Raw genomic sequence first — 22,046 nt, 5'->3', positions numbered from 1 at the left:
AATTAATTTAGATGAGTAAAAAAGTAACAGGTAATGCTTTTGATATTAAAATCTTTAGAAGACTAATGTCTTACACTAAGGCATATCGTTTTCAATTTATTTTGTCAACTTTAGCTGTGCTATTATTAGCGGGGTTTGCAGCTGCTAGACCGGTTTTATTACAATGGATTGTTGATGATTACATTCTTAATAAAAATGCTCGATTATTATTGGTATTTAGTTTAATAATGTTAGGTGTTGTTTTATTAGAAGTGCTTTTTCAGTTTCTATTTATTTATTTTACAAACTGGTTAGGACAACATATCATAAAAGATATTCGTACAAAATTGTTTGATAAGGTGTTGAATTTTAAAATGCAATATTTTAATAAAACCCCAGTTGGAAAATTAGTAACAAGAGTTGTTTCTGATATAGAAGTTATTGCAAGTATTTTTGGACAAGGCTTATTTTCTATTATCAGTGATTTATTACAAATGCTTGTTATTATTACCATAATGATGATAATGAATTGGCAATTAGGCTTAATTGTACTTGCAGTTTTGCCAATAATGGTTTATGCTACTAAACTTTTTCAAATAAAAATTAAGGCTACTTTTCAAGATGTTCGTAATCAGGTTTCCAACTTAAATAGTTTTGTGCAAGAAAGAATTTCGGGTATGAAAATTGTACAGCTTTTTACTCGAGAGAAAATTGAGTACGATAAGTTTTTAAGTATTAATGATAAACATAAAAAAGCTCATATTAGAACGGTTTGGTATTATTCTATATTTTTTCCTGTTGTTGAAATTCTGTCATCAATTACACTAGCCGTAATTGTTTGGTATGGAGGGTTAACAGCTGCAGTTGAAGGAGTTACTTCTTTTGGAGTTATTACTAGTTTTATTTATATGGTTAATATGCTATTTAGACCACTACGTCAAATTGCAGATAAATTCAATACTTTACAAATGGGAATGGTGGCTGCAGACCGAGTATTTGCTGTATTGGATGAAAATGCTACAGAAGTAGATACAGGAACGGTTGAGGTAGAACACATAAAAGGTACTATTAAATTTGATAATGTTTACTTCAGATATTTAGAAGATGAACCTGTATTAAGAGGAATTTCTTTTAATGTAAAACAAGGAGAAACTGTTGCTGTTGTTGGTGCAACTGGAGCAGGAAAGTCAACAATTATTAATTTATTGAGTAGATTTTATAGAATAAATTCTGGGAGTATTACCATAGACGATATTGATTTAAATAAATTTAAGCTAGATTCTTTACGAAATCAAATTAGCGTGGTATTACAAGACGTCTTTTTGTTTTCAGATTCTATTTTAAATAACATAACCTTAAATAATAAAGATATTACTTTAGAAGAGGTTACGGAAGCTGCTAAGGTAATTGGTATTCATGATTTTATTATGACGCTACCAAATAACTATCATTATAATGTAAAGGAAAGAGGAGGGATGTTATCAGTCGGTCAACGTCAACTCATAGCATTTTTAAGAGCTTATGTGAGCAAGCCAGCTATTTTAGTGTTAGATGAAGCTACTTCGTCAATTGATGCACAATCGGAAAAACTAATCCAAAAAGCAACCAATACAATAACTCAAAATAGAACATCAATAATAATTGCACATCGCTTGGCTACAATAAAAAAAGCAGATAAAATTATTGTAATGGAAAAAGGAAAAATTGTAGAACAAGGTACACATCAAGAATTACTTAAACAAAAAGGATATTACAGTAAACTTTATGATATTCAATTTGAAACTGCGAAAGCGAGTTAATTGTTATTTACTCTAAATCTTCTTTTATAAGTTCTTTAAGGCTATTTATATCTTTATATAAAATAAATTCTCCATCTTTTATATAAGATATTTGTCCTGTTTCTTCTGAAACAGCCAAAGCTAAGGCATCTGAACGCATGGTAATTCCTATAGCAGCTCTATGTCGTAATCCGAAACGGGCAGGAATGGAAATGTCTTTTTCAACGGGTAAAATAACTCTAGTTGCGGTTATAAAATTATCTTCTATGATAAGAGCTCCGTCATGTAATGGACTGTTTTTAAAAAATATACTTTTTAACAAAGCTCTATTTACTTCAGCATTCATTTTATCGCCAGTTTGCTTAACTATTTCTAAGTTATTGTTTCTTTGAATTATAATTAATGCTCCAGTTTTTGTTTTTGCCATATCATCGCAGGCATCAATAATACTATCAACATCAGTAGAGATAAAGTCATCCGTACCACGCATGTTTGAGAGTAATTTAAAACGTTTAAGAAATCCTTTTTTTGTAGTAAAATTGGTAGAACCAACCATCAATAAAAACTTTCTAATCTCTTGCTGAAATACTATAATTAAAGCAATAAATCCACCACCTAAAAACTTGCCTAAAATATCACTTAACAGTTCCATTTTTAAGGCAACGGTTAATTTCCAAATTAAATATACAATGGCAATTCCCAAAAAAATGTTTATGGCAGCAGTACCTCTAATTAATTTATAAACATAATAGAGTAAAATTGCTACCAATACAATGTCTAAAATATCTAAAAAACTAAAGTCTAAAAATTTGAATGCGTCCAAAAAAAAGGTTTTGGTAAAAGTAGTAAAAAGATTGAAGATTTAAAATTGATATTCTACTTTTTGCATTAACATTCTTACCAATAATAAGTATTCTGTTGTTGAGTTACTTATATGGCTAAGAGAATTGTAGAATATAGAAATTTTAACCAGATTATTTTCAAATATAACCTAGAGTTAGTCTTCTAAAATTGAAGAAAAAACGTAATTGATATAATATATTTAAAGCAGAGACACTATTTTTATGGCTTCTACAGCTTCTTTTACATCATGTACTCTTAAAATGGAACTGCCTTTAAGCAATGCAATAGTATTGGCTACGGTAGTGGCATTTAAGGCTTTGTTAGGCGTAGTCTCTAAAGCTTTATAAAGCATAGATTTTCTAGAAACCCCAGATAAAATAGGAACTTCAAAGTTTTGAAATAAGTCTAAGTTGTTTAATAATTGGTAGTTTTGTTCTATGGTTTTTCCAAATCCAAAGCCTACATCAATAATAATGTCATTTACTCCTAATTTTCTAAGTGCATTTAGTTTTTTAGAAAAATAAAAGATAAGGTCTTTTGTTACGTCTGTATATGTTGGGTTTACCTGCATGGTTTTAGGTGTACCTTGCATGTGCATTATAATATAAGGAACTTGCAATTCGGCTATTGAAGTAAACATTGTTGCGTCTAAATTTCCAGCTGAAATATCATTAACGATACACGCACCTGTACTTACTGTCATTTTTGCAATTCTGCTTCTAAATGTATCAATAGATATTAAAATGTTAGGGTACTTATTTACCAACAATTCAATAACCGGAAGTACTCTTTTTAATTCTTCTTCTTCACTAACATCTTCGGCATTTGGTTTAGAGGAATAACCACCTACATCAATAAAAGTAGCACCATCAGCCAACATGCCATCAACCTTAGTGAGTATATCTTTATCACTTTTTAAAGTGCCACCGTCATAGAATGAATCTGGTGTTAAATTTAAAATACCCATTACTTTTGGGGTAGATAAATCTATAAGTTTGCCTTTACAGTTTATTTTCATTTTTTATAATAGGAGCTTTTACTATTTTATTAATAACTTCGGTTTTTTTAGGTGCTTTATAAGTGTTCATTAGTTTAATTAATTCTTCCACGTTATCACTAATCAGAAGCATATCACGATTGTTTTGTTTTAAAAAACCTTCTTCTATCATAACTTCTAATTGTTTTAAAGTATGATTAAAATAGCCGTTGGTATTTAAAATTCCAATAGGTTTAGTTTCAATACTTAATTGTCCTAATGTTAAAGCTTCAAAAAGTTCATCTAGAGTTCCAAATCCACCAGGCAAGGCTATATATCCATCAACTAATTGACTGATTTTTACTTTACGTTTCGACATTTTTTTTGTGAAAATCATTTTTGAAATTGCAGAATGGGCAACTTCTTCGTGTCTCAATAAATGTGGAATTACACCAATTACTTCCCCTTTATTTTCCATAACCGTATCTGCAATGGCTCCCATCAATCCAATTTTTCCACCACCATAAACCAATCCAATGTTATTTTGTGCCATATGCAATCCTAATTTTTTAGCTTCATTAGCATAGATGGAATTGTATCCAGTACTTGATCCGCAAAAAACTGCTATTCTTTTCATTTGTAATCTATGTTATTCAGTAATGACTTGCCAATTTAGCTCCTAGTAAGAATGTCAAAATGTGTTTTTGTAACTCTATTTAAAGGTCAACTATAATATTTTATTTTGTTCAAAGGTAAAAATTTAAAATTGTATGAAAGTAAAATGATAACTAGTGAATAAAATTTTACTTTAATAACTTATTAAAACAATAGCTGAAAATTTCATTAGAAATTGATAAATTCGCTATTTATTAAGAAGAAAATCAAAACATGCACCAAACTTCAGAACAATATGACGCTATAATTGCCATCTGTCGCGACCTTTTTGTAAAAAAAATGAAAGATTATGGAAGGTCTTGGCGTATTTTACGCTTACCCTCTTTAACTGATCAAATTTTTATAAAAGCTCAACGGATACGTAATTTACAAGAAAATGAGGTAAAGAAAGTTGATGAGGGTGAGAAACCTGAATTTATAGGTATTATTAATTACTGTGTTATGGCATTGATTCAGTTAGAAAAAGGAGTAGTTGATCAGCCAGATTTGTCTGATAAAGAGACTGAAGAGCTGTATGATAAACATATAGCTATAACCAAGTCACTTATGGAAAAGAAAAATCATGATTATGGTGAAGCTTGGAGGGATATGCGTGTGAGCTCTTTAACAGATTTAATTTTACAAAAATTGTTACGAGTTAAATCAATAGAAAACAATAAAGGTAAATTATTGGTTTCAGAAGGTTTAGAAGCTAATTATCAAGATATGATTAATTACGCCGTTTTTGCATTGATTTTAATGAGCGAATAAAATATTAAAAAATGAAAATTTTAACTCACATAGCAAGGTTATTAGTAGCTGCCACTTTTATTTTTTCAGGATTTGTAAAATTGGTTGATCCATTGGGGTCAGCTTATAAATTTCAAGATTATTTTGCCGCTGATGTGTTAAATTTAGAATTTTTAAGTCCATTTGCATTACCGTTTTCCATTATTCTGATTCTTGCAGAAATTATGTTAGGTGTTACTTTACTCATTGGATTTAAACCAAAAATTACAGTATGGAGTTTATTAATTTTAACTCTTGTATTTCTCTTTTTAACATGGTATTCTGCTTATTATAATAAAGTAACAGATTGTGGTTGTTTTGGAGATGCTGTTAAACTATCACCTTGGGAAACTTTTTACAAAAATATAGTACTTCTTGGACTTATTATTATATTGCTTTTTACCATTAAAAACATTAAACCTATTTTTAGTGTAAATGCTGTTAAGTGGATTTCTTTTGGGTCTTTTATTGTGTTTTTGTATATCTCTTATTATGTATTACAACATTTACCATTGATTGATTTTAGACCTTATGCAATTGGTAAAAACATTCCAGAAGGTATGATTATTCCAGAAGGTGCTAAACAAGACGTTTATGAGGATACTTGGATTTACAATGTTGATGGAGAAAATAAGGAGTTTACAACAGCTGAGAAACCTTGGGAAATAGAAGGTGCTACTTTTGTAGATAGAAAAACTGTTCTTTTAGAAAAAGGATATGAAGCTCCAATTCATGATTTTACTATGGAACGAGATGGAGTAGACTTTACTAATTTTTTGATGCAAAAAGAAAAATTAGTATTAATAATAATGTACAATTTAGATAAAACCAATACGTCTTTACTACCAAAAATAAAGGCATTTTCTGCTAAAGCATTGCAAGAAGGTTATGATGTTTATGCCATGTCTTCAAACAATGAAGCTGATTTTTTAAAACTTAAAGAAGAATATCAATTTGATTTTGATGTATTGTTTTGTGATGATATCACGTTAAAAACAATGATAAGAGCTAATCCTGGAATTATGATTTTAAATAAAGGAACCATAACAGGAAAATGGAATGCTAATGATGCTGATGATATCAATTTATAAAAATTAAATTAATTTTATAATAAACTAATGAAACAGTTACTGTTAGTATTTATGGGTGGTGGTTTTGGTAGCATAGCTCGTTTCTTATTGTCTAAATATTTTAATAGTACCACTTCCGGAATACCATATGGTACCTTTTTTGCAAATGTTTTAGGAAGTCTTTTAATTGGTTTAATTCTTGGCCTTGCAGTAAAAAATGATACATTAACTCAGAATCAAACTCTATTTTTGGCTACAGGTTTTTGTGGAGGATTTACAACATTTTCAACCTTTGCTTATGAAAATCATGTCTTTTTAAAAGCTGGTGACTTTACAAGTTTTTTCTTATATACTATTGGTAGTTTTGCCCTTGGTTTTGCTGCTGTATTTCTTGGTATGTACTTGGTAAAAGCGTAAGTTGCTGCATTAAAGTTTAATAACTTGAAATATATTTAGGTATTAAACGTTTAACCTTACTTATACAAATACATTAAGGTTATGCAAAAATATTTACTAGTATCTTTTTTAATGATAATTACGTTAATTTCATGTGACGAAATTGATAATCTTACAAAATTTACGATGGATTATGACTCCTCAACAACCATTCCATCAACAACAGGAATAAAATTGCCATTTGTGTTGAACACTCCTGAGATGGAAAGTAATTCTGAGTCAGAATTTGAATCTAATAATACTCATAAAGACTTAATTGAAGACATTCGCTTAAGGGTGTTAGATTTAACCTTACAATCTCCAGAATATGAAGATTTTAGTTTTTTAGAATCTATTAGAATTTATATAGTTGCAGATGGTCTTGACGAATTAGAAATTGCTTTTAACGAAGAGGTTTCTGAGACTACATCTAAAATACTTGAATTGCAAACTGTAGATGTTGACCTGAAAGATTATATAAAAATGGATAAGTTTTCTTTACGTGTAAAAGCTGTAACTGATGAAGTAATTTCTGAAGATTATGAAATTAATATTCATTCTGAGTTTTTTGTTGATGCTAAAATTTTAGGGATATAAATATAAAGACATTTTTTAGTATATATTTTTATATGGAGTATGGTATAATATTTGATGTTTTTATAGAAATAAATTAACTAATGAAATACGTTTATTTTATTCTTATTACTTTATTAATAACCTCATGTATTCCTATTCGTATAGCTCCAAGTATTGAAGATTATAAATTAACTTCAGGTAAAAAATTTAAGCGTCAATTACCTAGAGAGAATGCATTTGTTTTTGAAGACCCTAAAGATGCTAATGAGTTCTATAACTTTATAAATACAAAGTATTCACTAAATCATCAAATGGTTGAAGACAATGTTCCAATTCATGTCAACGGAGAAGAATATTTTCTATCATTCTATGAAGTTGAAATCCCAGATAAATCTTTAAACTTGTGGCCTTTTTTTGCTAATGAAGCATTAAAAAATAAAGGTATAGATCCAATATTTACTGATTTTTATGTAAAAAGAAAGGGGAATTGGTATATCGCTCTTTACGTTTCTGATGCAGATATGAATGATTGTTTAACGGCTAATTATCCTTTTAAAGAAGCCATATTAAGTCATTTAAAAGAAATTAAAAATGAATATTTGAATACCTCTAACTATTTCGAGGCATTGCTGAAAATGAATTAATTTTTTATTTTTAGGAGAAAGGTAAATTTTTAAAATCAACATTACCACCAGAAAGAATTACACCAACTTTTTTATTTTTAAATTCAGTTTTTGAATTTAAAATAGCTGCTAATGCTACGGCACTAGAAGGCTCAATAATTATTTTCATACGTTCCCAAATGAGTTTCATTGCTGCTATAATTTCCTCTTCGGTAGTCCTTATTATTTTTTCAACATGATTATTAATAATATTATATGTAATATCTCCTAATGAAGTTTTAAGTCCATCAGCAATGGTGTCAATGGTTAAATTATGTTCTATCTTTCCACTTTCTATAGAGCGGTAGGCATCATCAACAGCAAAAGGTTCTGCACCAATTACTTTACAATTATTACTAAAAGCTAGTGCACTTAATGCAATTCCAGAAATTAATCCGCCACCACCGACGGGTGAAATTATAAAATCTAAGTCTGAATGTTTTTCTAATAGTTCTTTACCTGCCGAAGCGTTACCTAATATTACATTAAAATCGTTAAAAGGATGAACAAATGTTGCACCTTTTTCTAGTTGTATTTTTTTAGCAGTAGACTCTCTTGCTTCTAGTGTAGGTTCACATTCAGTAATTTCACCACCATAGCCTCTGACGGCACTTTTTTTTACGTCTGGAGCGTTGCTAGGCATAACTATATAAGATTTTACTCCTAAATTTTTTGCAGCTAAGGCTAATGCTTGTGCAAAGTTGCCTGAAGAGTGTGTTACTACACCTTTTTGTTTTTGTTCAGAAGACAATTGCAAAATGGCATTAGTAGCACCTCTCATTTTAAAGGCTCCCATTTTTTGAAAATTTTCGCATTTAAAGTATAACGAACCACCAGTAATTTTATTAATTGTAGTTGAAGTAATAACAGGTGTTTTATGGATGTAAGGAGAAATTCGGTTATAACTTTCTATTATATCTTTTTTAATATCCATATAGGTTAATTTTTATATTTTTTTACGCCAGCTTTTATTGACACATTTAAATTGTTTTCTTTAGGAGGAATAGGACAAGAATATTTTGAATTGTAAGCACAATATGGATTATAAGCTTTGTTAAAATCAATAACTATTGTATCTCCTAAAGGAATTTCTAAATCGATATATCTTCCCCCTCCGTAAGTTTCTTTTCCATTGGTTAAGTCGGTAAAAGGAATAAATAAATAGTTTTTATAGTTAGGTTGTTGAATTAAATCTTGATTTTGATAGATAGACAGAGTTAATTCTTTTCCGTCAATGATAAAAGTAGCTTTGCCATATTTTTTATATAAAGGAAGTCTATCTGTAGTAGTTGGCATTGAAAAAATTTTAGCATCCTTTTCAAGTTCTAATTTTGCATGGATTTGGTAAGTAGAATCAATAGGAAAAAAATCTAAACTTTTAAATTTTATCCTATCCTCTTCAGTTAATGGAGATTCATTTTTGTTTTTAAATTCTAAATTTAAATTATTTTGAAAATCTTTAATTGACGCAATATAATCATCAAATATTACTTTTTTTTGCGAACATGATGAGATTGAAAATAGTAGAATTAATAAAATGGAAAGCTTTTTCATAAATGATAATTTAATGTAAATATAAGTAACTCATTTAATTTTTTATATAAGAAAAATTTTGAGTTTTGCATAGTTGTATTTTATTTACATATTTCTACGATATTCTCCACCAACTTCAAAAAGAGCATTGGTTATTTGTCCTAAAGAGCAAACTTTTGTAGCTTCCATTAACTGTTCAAAAATGTTTTCATTTTTTATAGCTTTTTCTTGCAATAATTTTAGTTGTTTGGAGGCTTCTTCTAGATTTCCTTCTTTTAAATTTTTTACCACTTCAATCTGATAATTCTTTTCACTTTCTGTTGCTCTAATTACCTCTTGAGGCAAAATTGTTGGTGACCCTTTACTACTTAAAAAAGTATTTACTCCAATTATAGGATAGTCTCCATTGTGTTTTAAGGTTTCGTAGTGTAAGCTTTCTTCTTGAATTTTAGAACGTTGGTACATCGTCTCCATTGCACCTAAAACACCACCTCTGTCTGTAATTCTATCAAATTCAGCATAAACAGCTTCTTCAACTAAGTCAGTTAATTCTTCAATAATAAAAGCACCTTGAATTGGATTTTCATTCTTTGCCAATCCTAATTCTTTATTAATAATAAGTTGAATTGCCATTGCTCTTCTAACAGAATCTTCAGTTGGTGTAGTAATGGCCTCATCATATGCATTGGTATGCAAACTATTACAATTATCATAAATAGCATATAATGCTTGTAAAGTTGTTCTTATGTCATTAAAATCTATTTCTTGAGCATGTAAAGAGCGTCCAGAGGTTTGAATATGATATTTTAACATTTGTGCCCTAGCATTTGCTCCGTATTTTAATTTCATAGCTTTTGCCCATATTTTACGGGCTACACGGCCAATTACAGCATATTCAGGGTCAATTCCGTTAGAGAAAAAGAACGATAGGTTAGGGCCAAACTTATTAATATCCATACCTCTAGATAAGTAATATTCTACATAAGTAAAGCCGTTGGATAATGTGAATGCTAATTGCGAAATAGGATTTGCTCCAGCTTCTGCAATATGATATCCTGAAATTGAAACAGAATAAAAATTACGTATTTTATTTTCAATAAAATACTGTTGTACATCACCCATTAATTTTAAAGCAAACTCTGTAGAAAAAATACAAGTATTTTGTGCTTGATCTTCTTTTAAAATATCTGCTTGTACAGTGCCACGTACTTTTGCTATGGTATCAGATTTAATTTTTTGATAAATGTCATTTGGTAGAACTTGGTCTCCAGTAACACCTAGTAACATTAAACCTAACCCATTGTTCCCTTTGGGAAGTTCGCCTTGATACTTAGGTTTTTTTAATCCTTTCTTTTGGTAAATGGTTTTTATTTTATTTTCTACATCATTTTCTAAACCGTTTGCTTTTATATATTTTTCACATTCTTGATCAATTGCAGCATTCATAAAAAAGCCTAGTAATATAGGTGCCGGACCATTAATTGTCATGGAAACGGAAGTCATCGGATTGGTCAATTCAAACCCTGAATATAGTTTTTTTGCGTCATCTAAACAACAAATAGACACACCTGCATTTCCTATTTTGCCATAAATATCTGGGCGTATATCAGGGTCATTTCCATATAAAGTTACCGAATCAAAAGCGGTAGATAAGCGTTTGGCTTTCATATCTAGACTAACATAATGAAAACGTCTGTTTGTTCGCTCTGGGCCACCTTCACCAGCAAACATTCTTGTAGGATCTTCACCAGTTCGTTTAAAAGGGTAAATTCCTGAGGTGTAAGGGAATTCACCAGGAACATTTTCTGTTAAACTCCAAAGTAAAATATCTCCCCAAGCTTCGTATTTTGGTAATGCAATTTTTGGAATTTGTAAATGTGATAATGACTCAGAATGAGTTTCAATTTTAATTTCTTTATCTCGAACTTTAAAATTGTAAACATCATTTTGGTAAGATTGTTTTTTTGATTCCCAATTTAAAAGTATTTCCCAATTTTCTGGACTCAATTCTTTTTTAATTCTAGCAAATTCTTTGAGTAATAATGCTATTATTTCAATAGTTGAATCTATATTTGAAAAATTGTCTTTTTTTGCAACATCAAGAATTTTACTGTCATTAGTTCCGTTTTCATTTAAAAAATTATGCTTATTTTCAGATGAATTTACATTTAATACCGAACAAATTGTTTTGTAAATTCCATATAGTTTTTGTGCAATTTCTTTTTGTTGATAACACCATTTATTGTAATTGCGATTGCAATCTGTAATTTCAGAAAGATATCTGGTTCTATTTGGAGGTATTATAAACTGCTTTTCTGACATCTCATTGCTAATTTTAAAAGAACTTTTAAAATGAGCTGTTGTTTTTTTATTCAGTTTTTGAATTACCTCTTTGTATAAAGCATTAGTACCAGGATCATTAAATTGAGAAGCAATGGTTCCAAAAACAGGCATATCATCTGGGTTATTTTCCCAAAGATTATGATTGCGTTGGTATTGTTTTTTTACATCCCGTAGAGCATCCAAGGCTCCTCGTTTGTCAAATTTATTTAGGGCAATAACATCAGCATAATCAATCATGTCAATTTTTTCAAGTTGTGTGGCTGCACCATATTCAGGTGTCATTACGTACAATGACATGTCCGAATGCTCAATAATTTCCGTTCCTGATTGTCCTATTCCTGAAGTTTCTAAAATTATAAGGTCAAACTGAGCGGCTTTAAGAATGTCAATAGCATCAGAAACATTTTTTGACAAAGAAATATTTGATTGTCTTGTAGCCAATGAACGCATATAAACACGTTCATTTTTTATAGCATTCATTCTAATTCTATCACCTAATAATGCTCCTCCAGTTTTTCTTTTTGATGGGTCAACAGAAATAATGCCTAATGTTTTATCTTTAAAATCTGTTAAAAAACGGCGAACTAATTCATCTACCAAAGAAGATTTTCCGGCACCACCAGTTCCTGTAATTCCTAATACGGGAGAAGCTCCTTTTAATTGTTTTAAAGGAGAAAAAATTTCTTTGTATTTGTCATAATTATTTTCAGCTAATGAAATTAACTTTGCTATGGTATTTATGTTCTGTTTTGTTAATAATTCTTTAATTTCTTGTTGTGGTAAAGTTAGGGGAGCACTTTTAATGTCACAGCTTTTTACCATATCATTAATCATACCTTGAAGTCCCATTTCTCTACCATCATCAGGTGAGTAAATTCTAGCAATACCATAATCCATCAATTCCTTTATTTCTTCAGGTAAAATAACACCGCCACCTCCTCCAAAAATTTTTATCTGTGGAGCATTCTTTTCTTGTAATAAATCATACATATATTTAAAATACTCGTTATGCCCACCTTGATATGAAGTCATGGCAATGGCATTGGCATCTTCTTGAATTGCTGTATTTACAACTTCTTCTACACTCCTATCGTGGCCTAAGTGAATTACTTCAACACCAGTTGCTTGAATAATTCTACGCATTATGTTAATGGAAGCATCATGTCCATCAAATAAAGATGCTGCAGTAACAATTCTAATTTTATTTTTAGGTTTATAGGCTTGCGTTTTTACCATAATTAACAGATCAATTTAATAGGGCAATTTACAATTATTTTAATAAAAAGAGTGAAAGAATTTGGGCCTTAATAGTTCAGAATTGAATGAGAATATACATATATAATAATTGATTATACATTTATAAAAAGAGTTGCTAGTAAAAGAAAGAGCAAGAAATGTAGCTGGTAAACAAACATTAAATCTTATAAATATTCTAAAAAAGACCAGGGTTTACGTTCGTTAAGATAATTAGGATTTCCTTCATTTTGGTAAGCTTCTTTTTCAAAACTGATATTTTTGTAGGCTTTATGCCAGTTTCTAAAAACTACTAAGTGGAATAAAAATTCTAACGTATACCAAATAAAAAAGAAAATCCATAATAATTCCAGTTGTTGTTTTAGGTGAATGCGTTCATGATTTATAAGAACCCAATTATCAGACAATGATTTATTCTTCAAAAAAATAAAAGGATAAATGGCTAAGCCTGTATAATTTTTTGGAATTAAATACCTAGAAAATAATATCATAGCAAAATATTTCTTTAGGGGATTACTTTTTATTTAACGTTAAAAATACTAAATAATTACAATCCAGTATATTATAACTTTGTAAGTTGCTAACATTTAGTAAACAACCTAACAGAGAATTAAAAAACAACAATTAAGCCAAATTAAGATTTTTAAAACTTCCCAGATCTCCAAAAATATGGTGTAAAAAGAATTAATACTGTAAAAAGTTCAAGCCTACCTAATAACATTAAAAATGCAGCCCACCATTTGCCAATTGCAGGTAAGCTATTAAAATTATTAACCGGACTTAATTGACCAAATGCTGGTCCAACGTTTCCTAATGAAGAAGCTGACCCTCCAACGGAAGTAACAAAGTCTAAGCCCATTATGCCAAAAACTAAGGCTCCTAATACAAATAAAATAAGATAAAGGATAAAAAAGGCCATAATATTAAAAACAATATCTTGAGAAACAGCTTTTTCGTTGTATCTAACTGGTATAATCGCACTAGGATGCATAGAACGCTTAAACTCAATAAAACCATTTTTTATCATTATTATATGACGGACAAATTTTACACCTCCAGAGGTTGAACCGGCCGAAGCACCAAAAAACATTAGTATAAAAAATAGGGTAGTTAAAAATGGGGTCCATATTGTAAAATCTGCAGACACAAACCCTGTAGTAGTAATAACTGAAGCTACTTGAAAGAAAGAATGCCTTAGAGCACTTTCAAATTGTCCATTTACCATAGGGTGTGCTATTAATTGTGTGTCAGTGGCAACCTGAGATACATCTGCTCTAAAATAAACTATTAGCCCAACTATAATGCTAATGCCTAAAATATTTAAAAAATAGGTTTTAAATTCCTCATCCTTATATATTTTACTAAATTGTCCTTTAAAAGCAAAATAGCTTAGTACAAAATTAGTACCTGCTAAAATCATAAAAATGGTTATAATATATTGTATAGCAGGTTGATCATTCCAATAAGCAACGCTAGCATTTTTTGTAGAAAAACCGCCCGTAGAAAGGGTGCTCATAGCATGATTTACAGCGTCAAAAACACTCATGCCTGCTAGTTTTAATAGAATGGCTTCTGCAATTGTAAGACCTAAATAGATTAAATATAATCGTTTAGCAGTATCTGTAATTCTCGGATGTAATTTGTCTGCAGAAGGTCCAGGAGCTTCGGCAGCAAAAAGTTGCATACCTCCAATACCAAGCAAAGGTAATACGGCTATTGTTAATACAATAATGCCCATACCACCAATCCAATGTGTAGTACTTCTCCAAAATAAAATACCTGCAGGCATACTTTCAATGTCATCTAAAATAGATGCCCCAGTAGTAGTATAACCAGAAATAGTTTCAAAAAAAGCATCAGTAAATGAAGGAATAGATTCTGAAAAGAGATAAGGTAAACTGCCAGATAAAGACATTAATACCCAGCCAAGAGTAACTATTATATAGCCTTCTTGTTTATTTATTTTTTTCTTAAAATTTTTTGTAGTAAATCTAGAAATTACCCCTGCTAATATGGTAATTATTCCTGCAAAAAATATACCTTGAGTAGCTCCATCTTTATAGATATAACTTATTAAAGCTGAAATTAACATAAAAAGACCATTAAAAATGAGAAGAAATCCCATCATTTGAAAAATGATTTTTATGTTTAAGTTTTTCATAATTTTTACTACAGATTTGTTTTATGCGAAAAATTTTTCAACTTGTTTTAAATTATCAGATAAACAGATTACAACGACTTTATCATTGGCTTTTATTCTAAAGTCGCCTAAAGCAATTATTCCTTTACCATTTCTTATTACACCACCAATTATAGCATTTCTAGGAAAGTTTAAATGCCGGATATCTTTCATGGTAATTTTAGAATTTTCCCTGACTTTAAATTCCAATATTTCAACATCTAAGTTGTTTAAAGTTGCAATTTCTAACACATCTCCTTTTCGTATATATCTAAATATACTATTGGCTGCTAATAATTTTTTATTGATAATACTATGTATTCCAATAGAGTGAGAAAGTTTTGAGTAATCTACAATTTCAGCTAGAGCAATTGTCTTTTTTACTCCTTTTGATTTTGCAATTAAACAGGCCATAATATTGGTTTCAGAACTTGAAGTGGCTCCAATAAAAACATCCATTTCTTTTATACTTTCTTCTCTCAATAACTCAATATCACGTCCGTCTCCATGTATTACTAAGGTATTGGGTAGTCTATCAGCAAGTTCTAAAGCTCTTGCCTTATTTTTTTCTATTAGTTTTACGTTTAGATGTTTTTTGCATAAGAGTTTGGCAGTTCTTCGGCCTACTGAACTACCACCTAAAATCATTATATTTTTAACAGGTTCTTTTATTTTTCCGGTTAGTTTATATAATTCGTTAACTCCTTCTTTAACAGTTATAAAATAAACTAAATCGCCACTTTTAAAAATGGTATCACCTCTAGGAATTATACTATAATTAGAGTTATTGGTTTGAATGGCAATAGGCATAAAATGAACTTCAGGAAAAGTTGCTGCAGCTTCTTTTACGGTCATGCCAATGAACGGAGCTGTTTTTGATAAAATTACACCAGACAAACTTAATTGACCATTGTCAAATTCGTGCATATGATTGAAAGCAGCTTGGTTAAGCAACATTTTTATTTCTTTTGTTGCTAATTCTTCAGTAGAAATTAGTTCATCTATTCCAAATTCAGAAAAATTAATTTCATTTTTATTGTCAATAAATTCAGAGTTGCTTACCCTAGCAATGGTTTTTTTTGCTCCAAGTCTTTTGGCTAAAACACAAATAGTTATGTTAACTGTTTCATTAGAAGTTACGGCAATTACTAAATCGGTACTTTTTACTTCTGCTTGCTTTAAAATTCTAATAGAAGTAGCATTTCCCTTTATTACCTTTATGTCTAATCGTAAATCTGCATAATGAAGACGTTCAGTTTTTTGATCTAGAAGTATGATGTCGTGAGATTCAAAAGATAGCAATTTGGCCAAATGGAATCCTACTTCCCCAGCACCTGCAATAATAATTCTCATTATTTTTTTATTAAAAATCAAACAAAAGTATAGTTTTTATTTGAACATTTTAGAACTTCCTGTATTTATATTAATATTAGTTTCTATAAATTCATAACATTAAATTTAAAACTTTTAATCAGAATAAAAAGATTTAAACAAGTTGTTTTATATCTTTAAAGAAATTTAACCATTAAAAATAGTGCTTTTTACTAACTTTTAGAAGAAAATTAATATGAAAAATCAAAATACATCATCTTCAATAAAAAGTTGGAAAGAAGACGACAGACCGAGAGAAAAATTATTATTAAAGGGAAAAGATTCTTTATCGGATGCAGAGTTAGTTGCTATTCTGATTAGTTCTGGAAATCGGCAAGAGAGTGCTGTAGATTTATCAAAGCGAATATTAACTTTTGTAAATAATAATTTAAGTGAGTTAGGTAAATTAACAGTTAACGATTTAATAAAGTTTAAAGGAATTGGGGAAGCAAAGGCTATTGCTATAATTACAGCTTTAGAGTTAGGGAGACGTAGGCGATTGGAAGAAGCTTTGGTAAAACCAAAAATATCTAGTAGTAAGTCCGTTTATGAAATTATGCAACCTCTTATTGGAGACTTAATGCATGAAGAGTTTTGGTTACTTTATTTAAATAATTCTAATAAAATAATTTATAAAAATAAATTAAGTAGTGGAGGCATAACAGGTACGCTTGTAGATATAAGAATGTTGTTTAAAAAAGCCTTAGAAATTTCTGCAGTTGCTATTATTTTAAGTCATAACCATCCTTCGGGGACGTTAAAACCAAGTAATGCAGATGTCAGTTTAACAAAGAAAATACAAGAGGCTGGAAAAACTTTAGACATAAAAGTTTTAGATCATTTAATAATTACAGAAAAAGATTACTTTAGCTTTGCAGATAATAATCTGATGTAAATCTTTAGTATTAAAGATACTCTAAAATTTTGTATTGCCATTTAAATACTGAACAATTTAAATAATGCTACTAGTATATTCTAAAAAAATAACACCGCGATTAACCTATACCTTTAAGCACTTTTTTACACGAATTTTAAATATTCAAGTTAGTTTTACAACTAAAGTTGAAGATTTTATAGCTCATGAAGGTCTAAAATTAACTTATGGGAAACAACCATTAGGAAGTGAAATTTTTATAAAAAGTACTGATCTTTTATTTGAGCAAGGTATAAATGATTTAGATATTAAAATGGGAGAGTGGGATGGTGTTGAATGCTTTTTTAAAACTAGGCAAGACGCATCTGTTCCTTTTGATATATTTGCAGCATCTTTTTATTTGCTCAGTAGGTACGAAGAGTATTTGCCACATAGAAAAGATCAATTTGAACGCTATCCAGCAGAAGAGAGTTTGGCTTTTAAATATCAATTTTTACATAAACCTTTAATTGATATTTGGGCTTATAAATTTAAGTCGATTATTGAAGATAAATATCCAACATATACCTTATCTGATCGTAAATTTAAATTTATTTCTACCATAGATGTTGATATTGCTTATAGCTTTAAGCATAAAGGTGTAGTAAGAACAATAGCAGGATATCTAAAAGATTTGTCTAAATTTAAATTAATAGATGTCTGGTACAGAACCATGGTTATTTTTGGGTTTTCAGAAGACCCTTTTGATACTTTTGAAGAATTAATTACTTATCAAAAAAAATATGGTATAAAAACTATATTTTTCTTTTCTGTAGGTGATTATACAACTTATGATAAAAATACATCATCTAGAAACTCATATTATCAATCTTTAATAAAATCAGTTGCAGATTATTCTGAGGTGGGATTACACCCTTCTTATTTTTCTTCTAAAGACGAGGCGATGTTACAAAAAGAGAAGTTACGACTAGAAAGTATTGTTAATAGGCCTATTGAAAAATCAAGACAACATTATTTACGTCTCGATTTGCCTGAAACCTATCAGCACTTAATAAATTTAGAAGTAAAAGAAGATTATACCATGGGGTATGCCGCTCACTATGGATTTAGAGCGAGTACTTGTACACCATTTTATTTTTACGACTTAGAATATGAAATTCAAACACCGTTAAAAATTTTTCCTTTTGCAGTTATGGATGGTACATTAAAAGATTATTTAAAATTACCCAACAAACAATCATTTGAAGTAATTATAGAATTAGCAAATCAGGTTAAAAAGGTAAATGGTACTTTTATAACACTTTTTCACAACGAAACTTTAAGTAATAGAAACAGATGGAGACGTTGGAAAAAGATATATATAGATATGTTTAAAAAGTTAACAACGGTAGCTTAAAATACATATTTTATGATTAAGTATTTGACTAGAAATCAGATTGATGAAGAAAAATATAATCGTTGTATTTTTAAATCGAATAATAGCCGAATTTATGGATATAGTTGGTATTTAGATGCTGTTTGTGATGATTGGGATGTGTTAGTGTTAAATGAGTATGAAGCCGTTATGCCACTTCCAAAGCGTAAAAAATACGGTATTTGTTATATTTATCAAGCTCCATGGATACAACAATTAGGGGTTTTTTCAGAAAGAAAAATAGAGTCGAAATTATTCGAAGATTTTTTGAAAAATGTGCCGAAAAAATTCAAATTGATAGATATGATGCTCAATACTTCTAATAATTTTTCTATAAAGCATATAAAACCTAGAGATAATTTTGTGCTGCCTCTAGAAAATAATAGTTACGAGATAATACATAAAAAATATACGAAAGGTCGTAAGAGTAGTGTAAAACAAGCTCAAAAGTTTGAGTTAAAAATAAAAAAAACAACATCTGTAGATGCAATTATTAAGCTGTTTAGAGAAAATAAGGGAGAGCATTTAAAAAATAGAGCACAAGATTATTTAAGACTGCAAGAAATAGTTTGCAAAGGTCAACTCTTAGATAAAGTACTCGTTTACGAAATTTATACGACAAATAATGAATTGCTTGGAGGGGCTATTTTTTTAAAAGATGAATTTAGAATTACAAATTTATTTTCAGCATTAAACAAGTTAGGTAGAGAAAAACAAGCCATGTCTTTGTTAATTGATTTTATAATTAAAAAATATGCAGGTCAGCCATTTGTTTTAGATTTTGAAGGTTCTATGATTACAAAAATTGCATCTTTTTATAAAAGTTTTGGAGCAATAAAAGAAACCTATTTTCACTATAAAAAATGGCAATTAATTTAATTCTTGATGAGCTAGAAATTTTTTATACATTTTATAAAACGTAAGGCAAGAAATAATTCCCGTTAACCACATTAGCAACGTTGAGGTTAAAGCAGCACCTAAAATACCATATTGGGGTATTAAATAATAATTAAGAGTTACATTTAAAATAATAGCAGATAGAGCTATATAATAGTTAACATTGGCTTTTCCAATGGTTGAAAGAAGATTGCCATATAGTCCCCTTAAAATCAAAATACCAATAGCTCCTAGTATTAATATTAAAAAAGAGGTCTTATAATTTACAAATTCAGTACCGAAAAAAAGTAATACGTTTTCGGAAAATAACCAAGAGAAAAAAGCAATGCAAGTACTTATAATTACAAATAAAAATATGTAATTCTGAATGTATTTTTTGATGTATTTTTTATTGTAAATGTTTTCAGTTAAATTAACAAAATCAGTAGTAATAAAAGCTTGTGATATAAATAGTAAGCTTAATGGAATAAGAGAAATGTATTTATAAACAGTAACCATTTCTGAATTTTTTAATAAATACCCAATTAAGATAATATCTACAGCGGTTAAAAACTTTGTAGCAACATTTGAAAGACTGGCAAAAAAACCATATTTCCAAAAATCAATATTAATAAAATCAGGTTTTATATTTATTTTAAAGTCGATGTTTAATTTTCTAATAAATAGTGCAGAGGTGAATAGTGGAGCTAAAACTAAAGCAATTGCATAACCGAGCTCTTTGTAAGTATAACTTAAAATAGTTACTAAAGCTATGAGTAAAATATTATAACTAATTTCAATTAATGCAAATGTTTTGTTTTGATGTTTAAGTCTGTACTGAACTTTTACAATTTCTAAAAGAAAAAATGTAGGGATTGCTAATGCTAAAATAATTAAATAATGAACACTATATAGAAAATAGCTTTTAAGGAGTAAACTGATTAAAATAATTAGTAATACTAATACAATTGACGATATTATCCCTTTATTTAGTACATATTTAAAAATTTGGTTTTTAATAGTATCAGATTTAGATAATGATCCATATCTTATTAAACTTTGATGTAGTCCTAATCCACTAATGGGTAGAATAAATGAAATTATGGTAAAGGCATAAATAACTACTCCTAAATCTTTATGGTTTATAAGTTGTAAAGCAATCCAAGAAGTAAAAAAAGATAATATTCTAGCTATAATGGTAGCGTAAAAAATACTGATGCCATTTCTGTTTTTAAAACCTAATAGTAACTCTTTTATGCCTTCTATCATTTATTAATTGTTAATAATGCATGTTTATATAGATTTGTAAATTTATTACAAAGAACTGAAGGAGAAAATTTAGATTCTATATATTTATGCATGCTTAATGCATTTGCAGTTGTACTAGTATTATAAAATTTTAAGATACTATTTAACAGTTCTTTTTCTTCCTTTTTTGAAATGAGTGTCCCGAAGTTGTCAGGGAAATGTTCAGAAATGCCACCAACATTTGTTGATATAACAGGTAAACCACAGGCAAAAGCTTCTAAAATTACACAAGGAAGATTTTCATAATTACTAAATTGAATTAGTAAATGAGCTTTTTGCATATATTTCGGAATTTCAGAGTGGTTTATTTGATTTATGAGAATTACATTAGATACTATATTCAGTTTTTTTATAATTGATTTGTACTTAAAAGAGTTTTCTCCTATTAAATAAAATTTAAAGTTTGAAATTTCCTTTTTTAGCTTAGCCATTACTCTTAGCTGACCAGAAATGTTTTTGTGCTTGTCTCCCATATGCGAGATATGCAATAAAGTAAATGTTTTGTTTTTTGTTCCTAATGGTTTAAAAATTTCTGTATTTACCACATTAGGTACCGTTCTGTAAGTACCTTTTAGTCCTTTTTTTTGCATCATAATCCCTAAGTGATTACTGACAGGACATATAAAGGATGAGTTTTGAGTTATTAAAGTAGAAATAAATTTTTCAATTAACCCTATTTTATTAGTTAAATAACCTGTCCAATGTTCAGATATGATGTAAGGTTTTTTTTTAACTAATTTTAAATACATTGCAATTAAACCAATCGGGTAAACTCGATTAACATGTACAAGTTGATATGGTTTAATTATTCTAAAAATTTGTTTATATGCATTGTAAAATAAGTATGCTTTTAAAATTTTATTTCGAGTTGGTTTTACATAACCAATTATGGTAGTAACACCATTGATTTGTTTTTTTTCAATTTCTAAGTTTTTATTGATATTGTTATCTGTAATAACATGTATAGAAGTTACTTTATTTTTTAGAGCTACGGCTTCTGCATGTCTTTGTATAAAATCACCATTATAGGGCATTACCCTAGAAGGATACCATCCATTTAAAAATAAAACATGTAATTTTTTTTCCAATTAAATAAGTTTCTTCAAAGATAAAAAATTAAAAAAGCACTACT

At 29.0% G+C, this 22,046-nt stretch carries 20 protein-coding genes; 9 read left to right on the top strand and 11 right to left on the bottom strand.

From position 1 onward, the window contains the following. Nucleotides 1-11: 11 nt before the first annotated feature. A complete protein-coding gene (locus tag EGM88_RS02525) occupies nucleotides 12-1,778 on the top strand; it encodes an ABC transporter ATP-binding protein (RefSeq protein WP_123896393.1) in 1,767 nt (588 codons plus the stop codon). 7 nt (nucleotides 1,779-1,785) lie between these two features. On the opposite strand, the gene EGM88_RS02520 is transcribed toward EGM88_RS02525, so the two are convergent. From EGM88_RS02520 to EGM88_RS02510, 3 genes are all read right to left on the bottom strand, one after another. Next, nucleotides 1,786-2,580, bottom strand: coding sequence for a diadenylate cyclase (locus tag EGM88_RS02520; RefSeq protein ID WP_123896392.1), 795 nt, complete (start codon nucleotides 2,578-2,580; stop codon nucleotides 1,786-1,788). Between the two features lie 219 nt (nucleotides 2,581-2,799). After that, nucleotides 2,800-3,618 carry a dihydropteroate synthase gene (gene folP / locus EGM88_RS02515; protein WP_123896391.1) on the bottom strand — a complete coding sequence of 273 codons (819 nt, stop codon included), beginning with the start codon at nucleotides 3,616-3,618 and terminating at the stop codon, nucleotides 2,800-2,802. Next, nucleotides 3,602-4,213 (bottom strand): LOG family protein, encoded by a 612-nt coding sequence (locus EGM88_RS02510; RefSeq protein ID WP_123896390.1) that lies wholly within the window; start codon nucleotides 4,211-4,213, stop codon nucleotides 3,602-3,604. Before EGM88_RS02510 ends, folP begins: the two co-directional genes overlap by 17 nt. 251 nt (nucleotides 4,214-4,464) lie before the next feature. Between EGM88_RS02510 and EGM88_RS02505 the strand changes: the two genes are divergently transcribed. The 5 genes from EGM88_RS02505 to EGM88_RS02485 all read left to right on the top strand — a co-directional run bounded on the left by EGM88_RS02505 (nucleotide 4,465) and on the right by EGM88_RS02485 (nucleotide 7,744). Next, on the top strand, nucleotides 4,465-5,001 hold the full coding sequence (locus EGM88_RS02505; RefSeq protein WP_123896389.1) for a DUF1599 domain-containing protein: 537 nt from the start codon (nucleotides 4,465-4,467) through the stop codon (nucleotides 4,999-5,001). A gap of 11 nt (nucleotides 5,002-5,012) precedes the next feature. Beyond that, nucleotides 5,013-6,110, top strand: coding sequence for a BT_3928 family protein (locus tag EGM88_RS02500; RefSeq protein WP_123896388.1), 1,098 nt, complete (start codon nucleotides 5,013-5,015; stop codon nucleotides 6,108-6,110). Nucleotides 6,111-6,137: 27 nt separating this feature from the next. Then, the gene (crcB, locus tag EGM88_RS02495; RefSeq protein WP_123896387.1) at nucleotides 6,138-6,506 is read left to right on the top strand and encodes a fluoride efflux transporter CrcB; all 369 of its coding nucleotides are present in this window, start codon (nucleotides 6,138-6,140) and stop codon (nucleotides 6,504-6,506) included. Nucleotides 6,507-6,587: 81 nt separating this feature from the next. Continuing rightward, nucleotides 6,588-7,121, top strand: a complete 534-nt coding sequence (locus EGM88_RS02490) for a hypothetical protein (RefSeq protein ID WP_123896386.1) — start codon at nucleotides 6,588-6,590, stop codon at nucleotides 7,119-7,121. Between the two features lie 80 nt (nucleotides 7,122-7,201). After that, on the top strand, nucleotides 7,202-7,744 hold the full coding sequence (locus EGM88_RS02485; RefSeq protein WP_123896385.1) for a hypothetical protein: 543 nt from the start codon (nucleotides 7,202-7,204) through the stop codon (nucleotides 7,742-7,744). Nucleotides 7,745-7,754: 10 nt separating this feature from the next. Here EGM88_RS02485 and EGM88_RS02480 read toward each other — a convergent pair whose 3' ends face one another. The 6 genes from EGM88_RS02480 to trkA form a co-directional block, all read right to left on the bottom strand. Next, entirely contained in the window at nucleotides 7,755-8,696 is a 942-nt protein-coding gene (locus tag EGM88_RS02480) for a pyridoxal-phosphate dependent enzyme (RefSeq protein ID WP_203229412.1), read from the bottom strand. A 5-nt stretch (nucleotides 8,697-8,701) separates the two neighbouring features. Beyond that, the gene (locus EGM88_RS02475; protein WP_123896384.1) at nucleotides 8,702-9,316 is read right to left on the bottom strand and encodes a DUF1684 domain-containing protein; all 615 of its coding nucleotides are present in this window, start codon (nucleotides 9,314-9,316) and stop codon (nucleotides 8,702-8,704) included. A gap of 84 nt (nucleotides 9,317-9,400) precedes the next feature. Then, a complete protein-coding gene (locus tag EGM88_RS02470; RefSeq protein ID WP_123896383.1) occupies nucleotides 9,401-12,874 on the bottom strand; it encodes a methylmalonyl-CoA mutase family protein in 3,474 nt (1,157 codons plus the stop codon). A gap of 185 nt (nucleotides 12,875-13,059) precedes the next feature. Next, the gene (locus tag EGM88_RS02465; protein ID WP_123896382.1) at nucleotides 13,060-13,383 is read right to left on the bottom strand and encodes a hypothetical protein; all 324 of its coding nucleotides are present in this window, start codon (nucleotides 13,381-13,383) and stop codon (nucleotides 13,060-13,062) included. Nucleotides 13,384-13,535: 152 nt separating this feature from the next. After that, the gene (locus EGM88_RS02460) at nucleotides 13,536-15,053 is read right to left on the bottom strand and encodes a TrkH family potassium uptake protein (protein ID WP_123896381.1); all 1,518 of its coding nucleotides are present in this window, start codon (nucleotides 15,051-15,053) and stop codon (nucleotides 13,536-13,538) included. Nucleotides 15,054-15,074: 21 nt separating this feature from the next. Continuing rightward, nucleotides 15,075-16,424 carry a Trk system potassium transporter TrkA gene (trkA, locus tag EGM88_RS02455; RefSeq protein WP_123896380.1) on the bottom strand — a complete coding sequence of 450 codons (1,350 nt, stop codon included), beginning with the start codon at nucleotides 16,422-16,424 and terminating at the stop codon, nucleotides 15,075-15,077. A gap of 214 nt (nucleotides 16,425-16,638) precedes the next feature. Between trkA and radC the strand changes: the two genes are divergently transcribed. The 3 genes from radC (at nucleotide 16,639) to EGM88_RS02440 (ending at nucleotide 19,609) form a co-directional block, all read left to right on the top strand. After that, on the top strand, nucleotides 16,639-17,337 hold the full coding sequence (radC, locus tag EGM88_RS02450; RefSeq protein ID WP_123896379.1) for a RadC family protein: 699 nt from the start codon (nucleotides 16,639-16,641) through the stop codon (nucleotides 17,335-17,337). Between the two features lie 64 nt (nucleotides 17,338-17,401). Then, complete coding sequence (locus EGM88_RS02445; RefSeq protein ID WP_123896378.1) at nucleotides 17,402-18,712, top strand: polysaccharide deacetylase family protein; 1,311 nt, start codon at nucleotides 17,402-17,404, stop codon at nucleotides 18,710-18,712. A 12-nt stretch (nucleotides 18,713-18,724) separates the two neighbouring features. Beyond that, nucleotides 18,725-19,609: a hypothetical protein gene (locus EGM88_RS02440; RefSeq protein ID WP_123896377.1), complete on the top strand. Its 885-nt coding sequence runs from the start codon at nucleotides 18,725-18,727 to the stop codon at nucleotides 19,607-19,609. On the opposite strand, the gene EGM88_RS02435 is transcribed toward EGM88_RS02440, so the two are convergent. Both EGM88_RS02435 and EGM88_RS02430 read right to left on the bottom strand, forming a co-directional pair. Continuing rightward, entirely contained in the window at nucleotides 19,601-20,875 is a 1,275-nt protein-coding gene (locus EGM88_RS02435; RefSeq protein WP_123896376.1) for an oligosaccharide flippase family protein, read from the bottom strand. The genes EGM88_RS02440 and EGM88_RS02435 overlap by 9 nt on opposite strands. Beyond that, nucleotides 20,872-22,002, bottom strand: a complete 1,131-nt coding sequence (locus EGM88_RS02430) for a glycosyltransferase family 4 protein (protein ID WP_123896375.1) — start codon at nucleotides 22,000-22,002, stop codon at nucleotides 20,872-20,874. Before EGM88_RS02430 ends, EGM88_RS02435 begins: the two co-directional genes overlap by 4 nt. Nucleotides 22,003-22,046: the final 44 nt, after the last annotated feature.

The organism is Aureibaculum marinum (assembly GCF_003813905.1).
GTDB lineage: Bacteria > Bacteroidota > Bacteroidia > Flavobacteriales > Flavobacteriaceae > Aureibaculum > Aureibaculum marinum.
The sequence above is the reverse complement of the archived record's forward strand: the minus strand, read 5'-3'. Positions and strand labels throughout refer to the sequence as shown.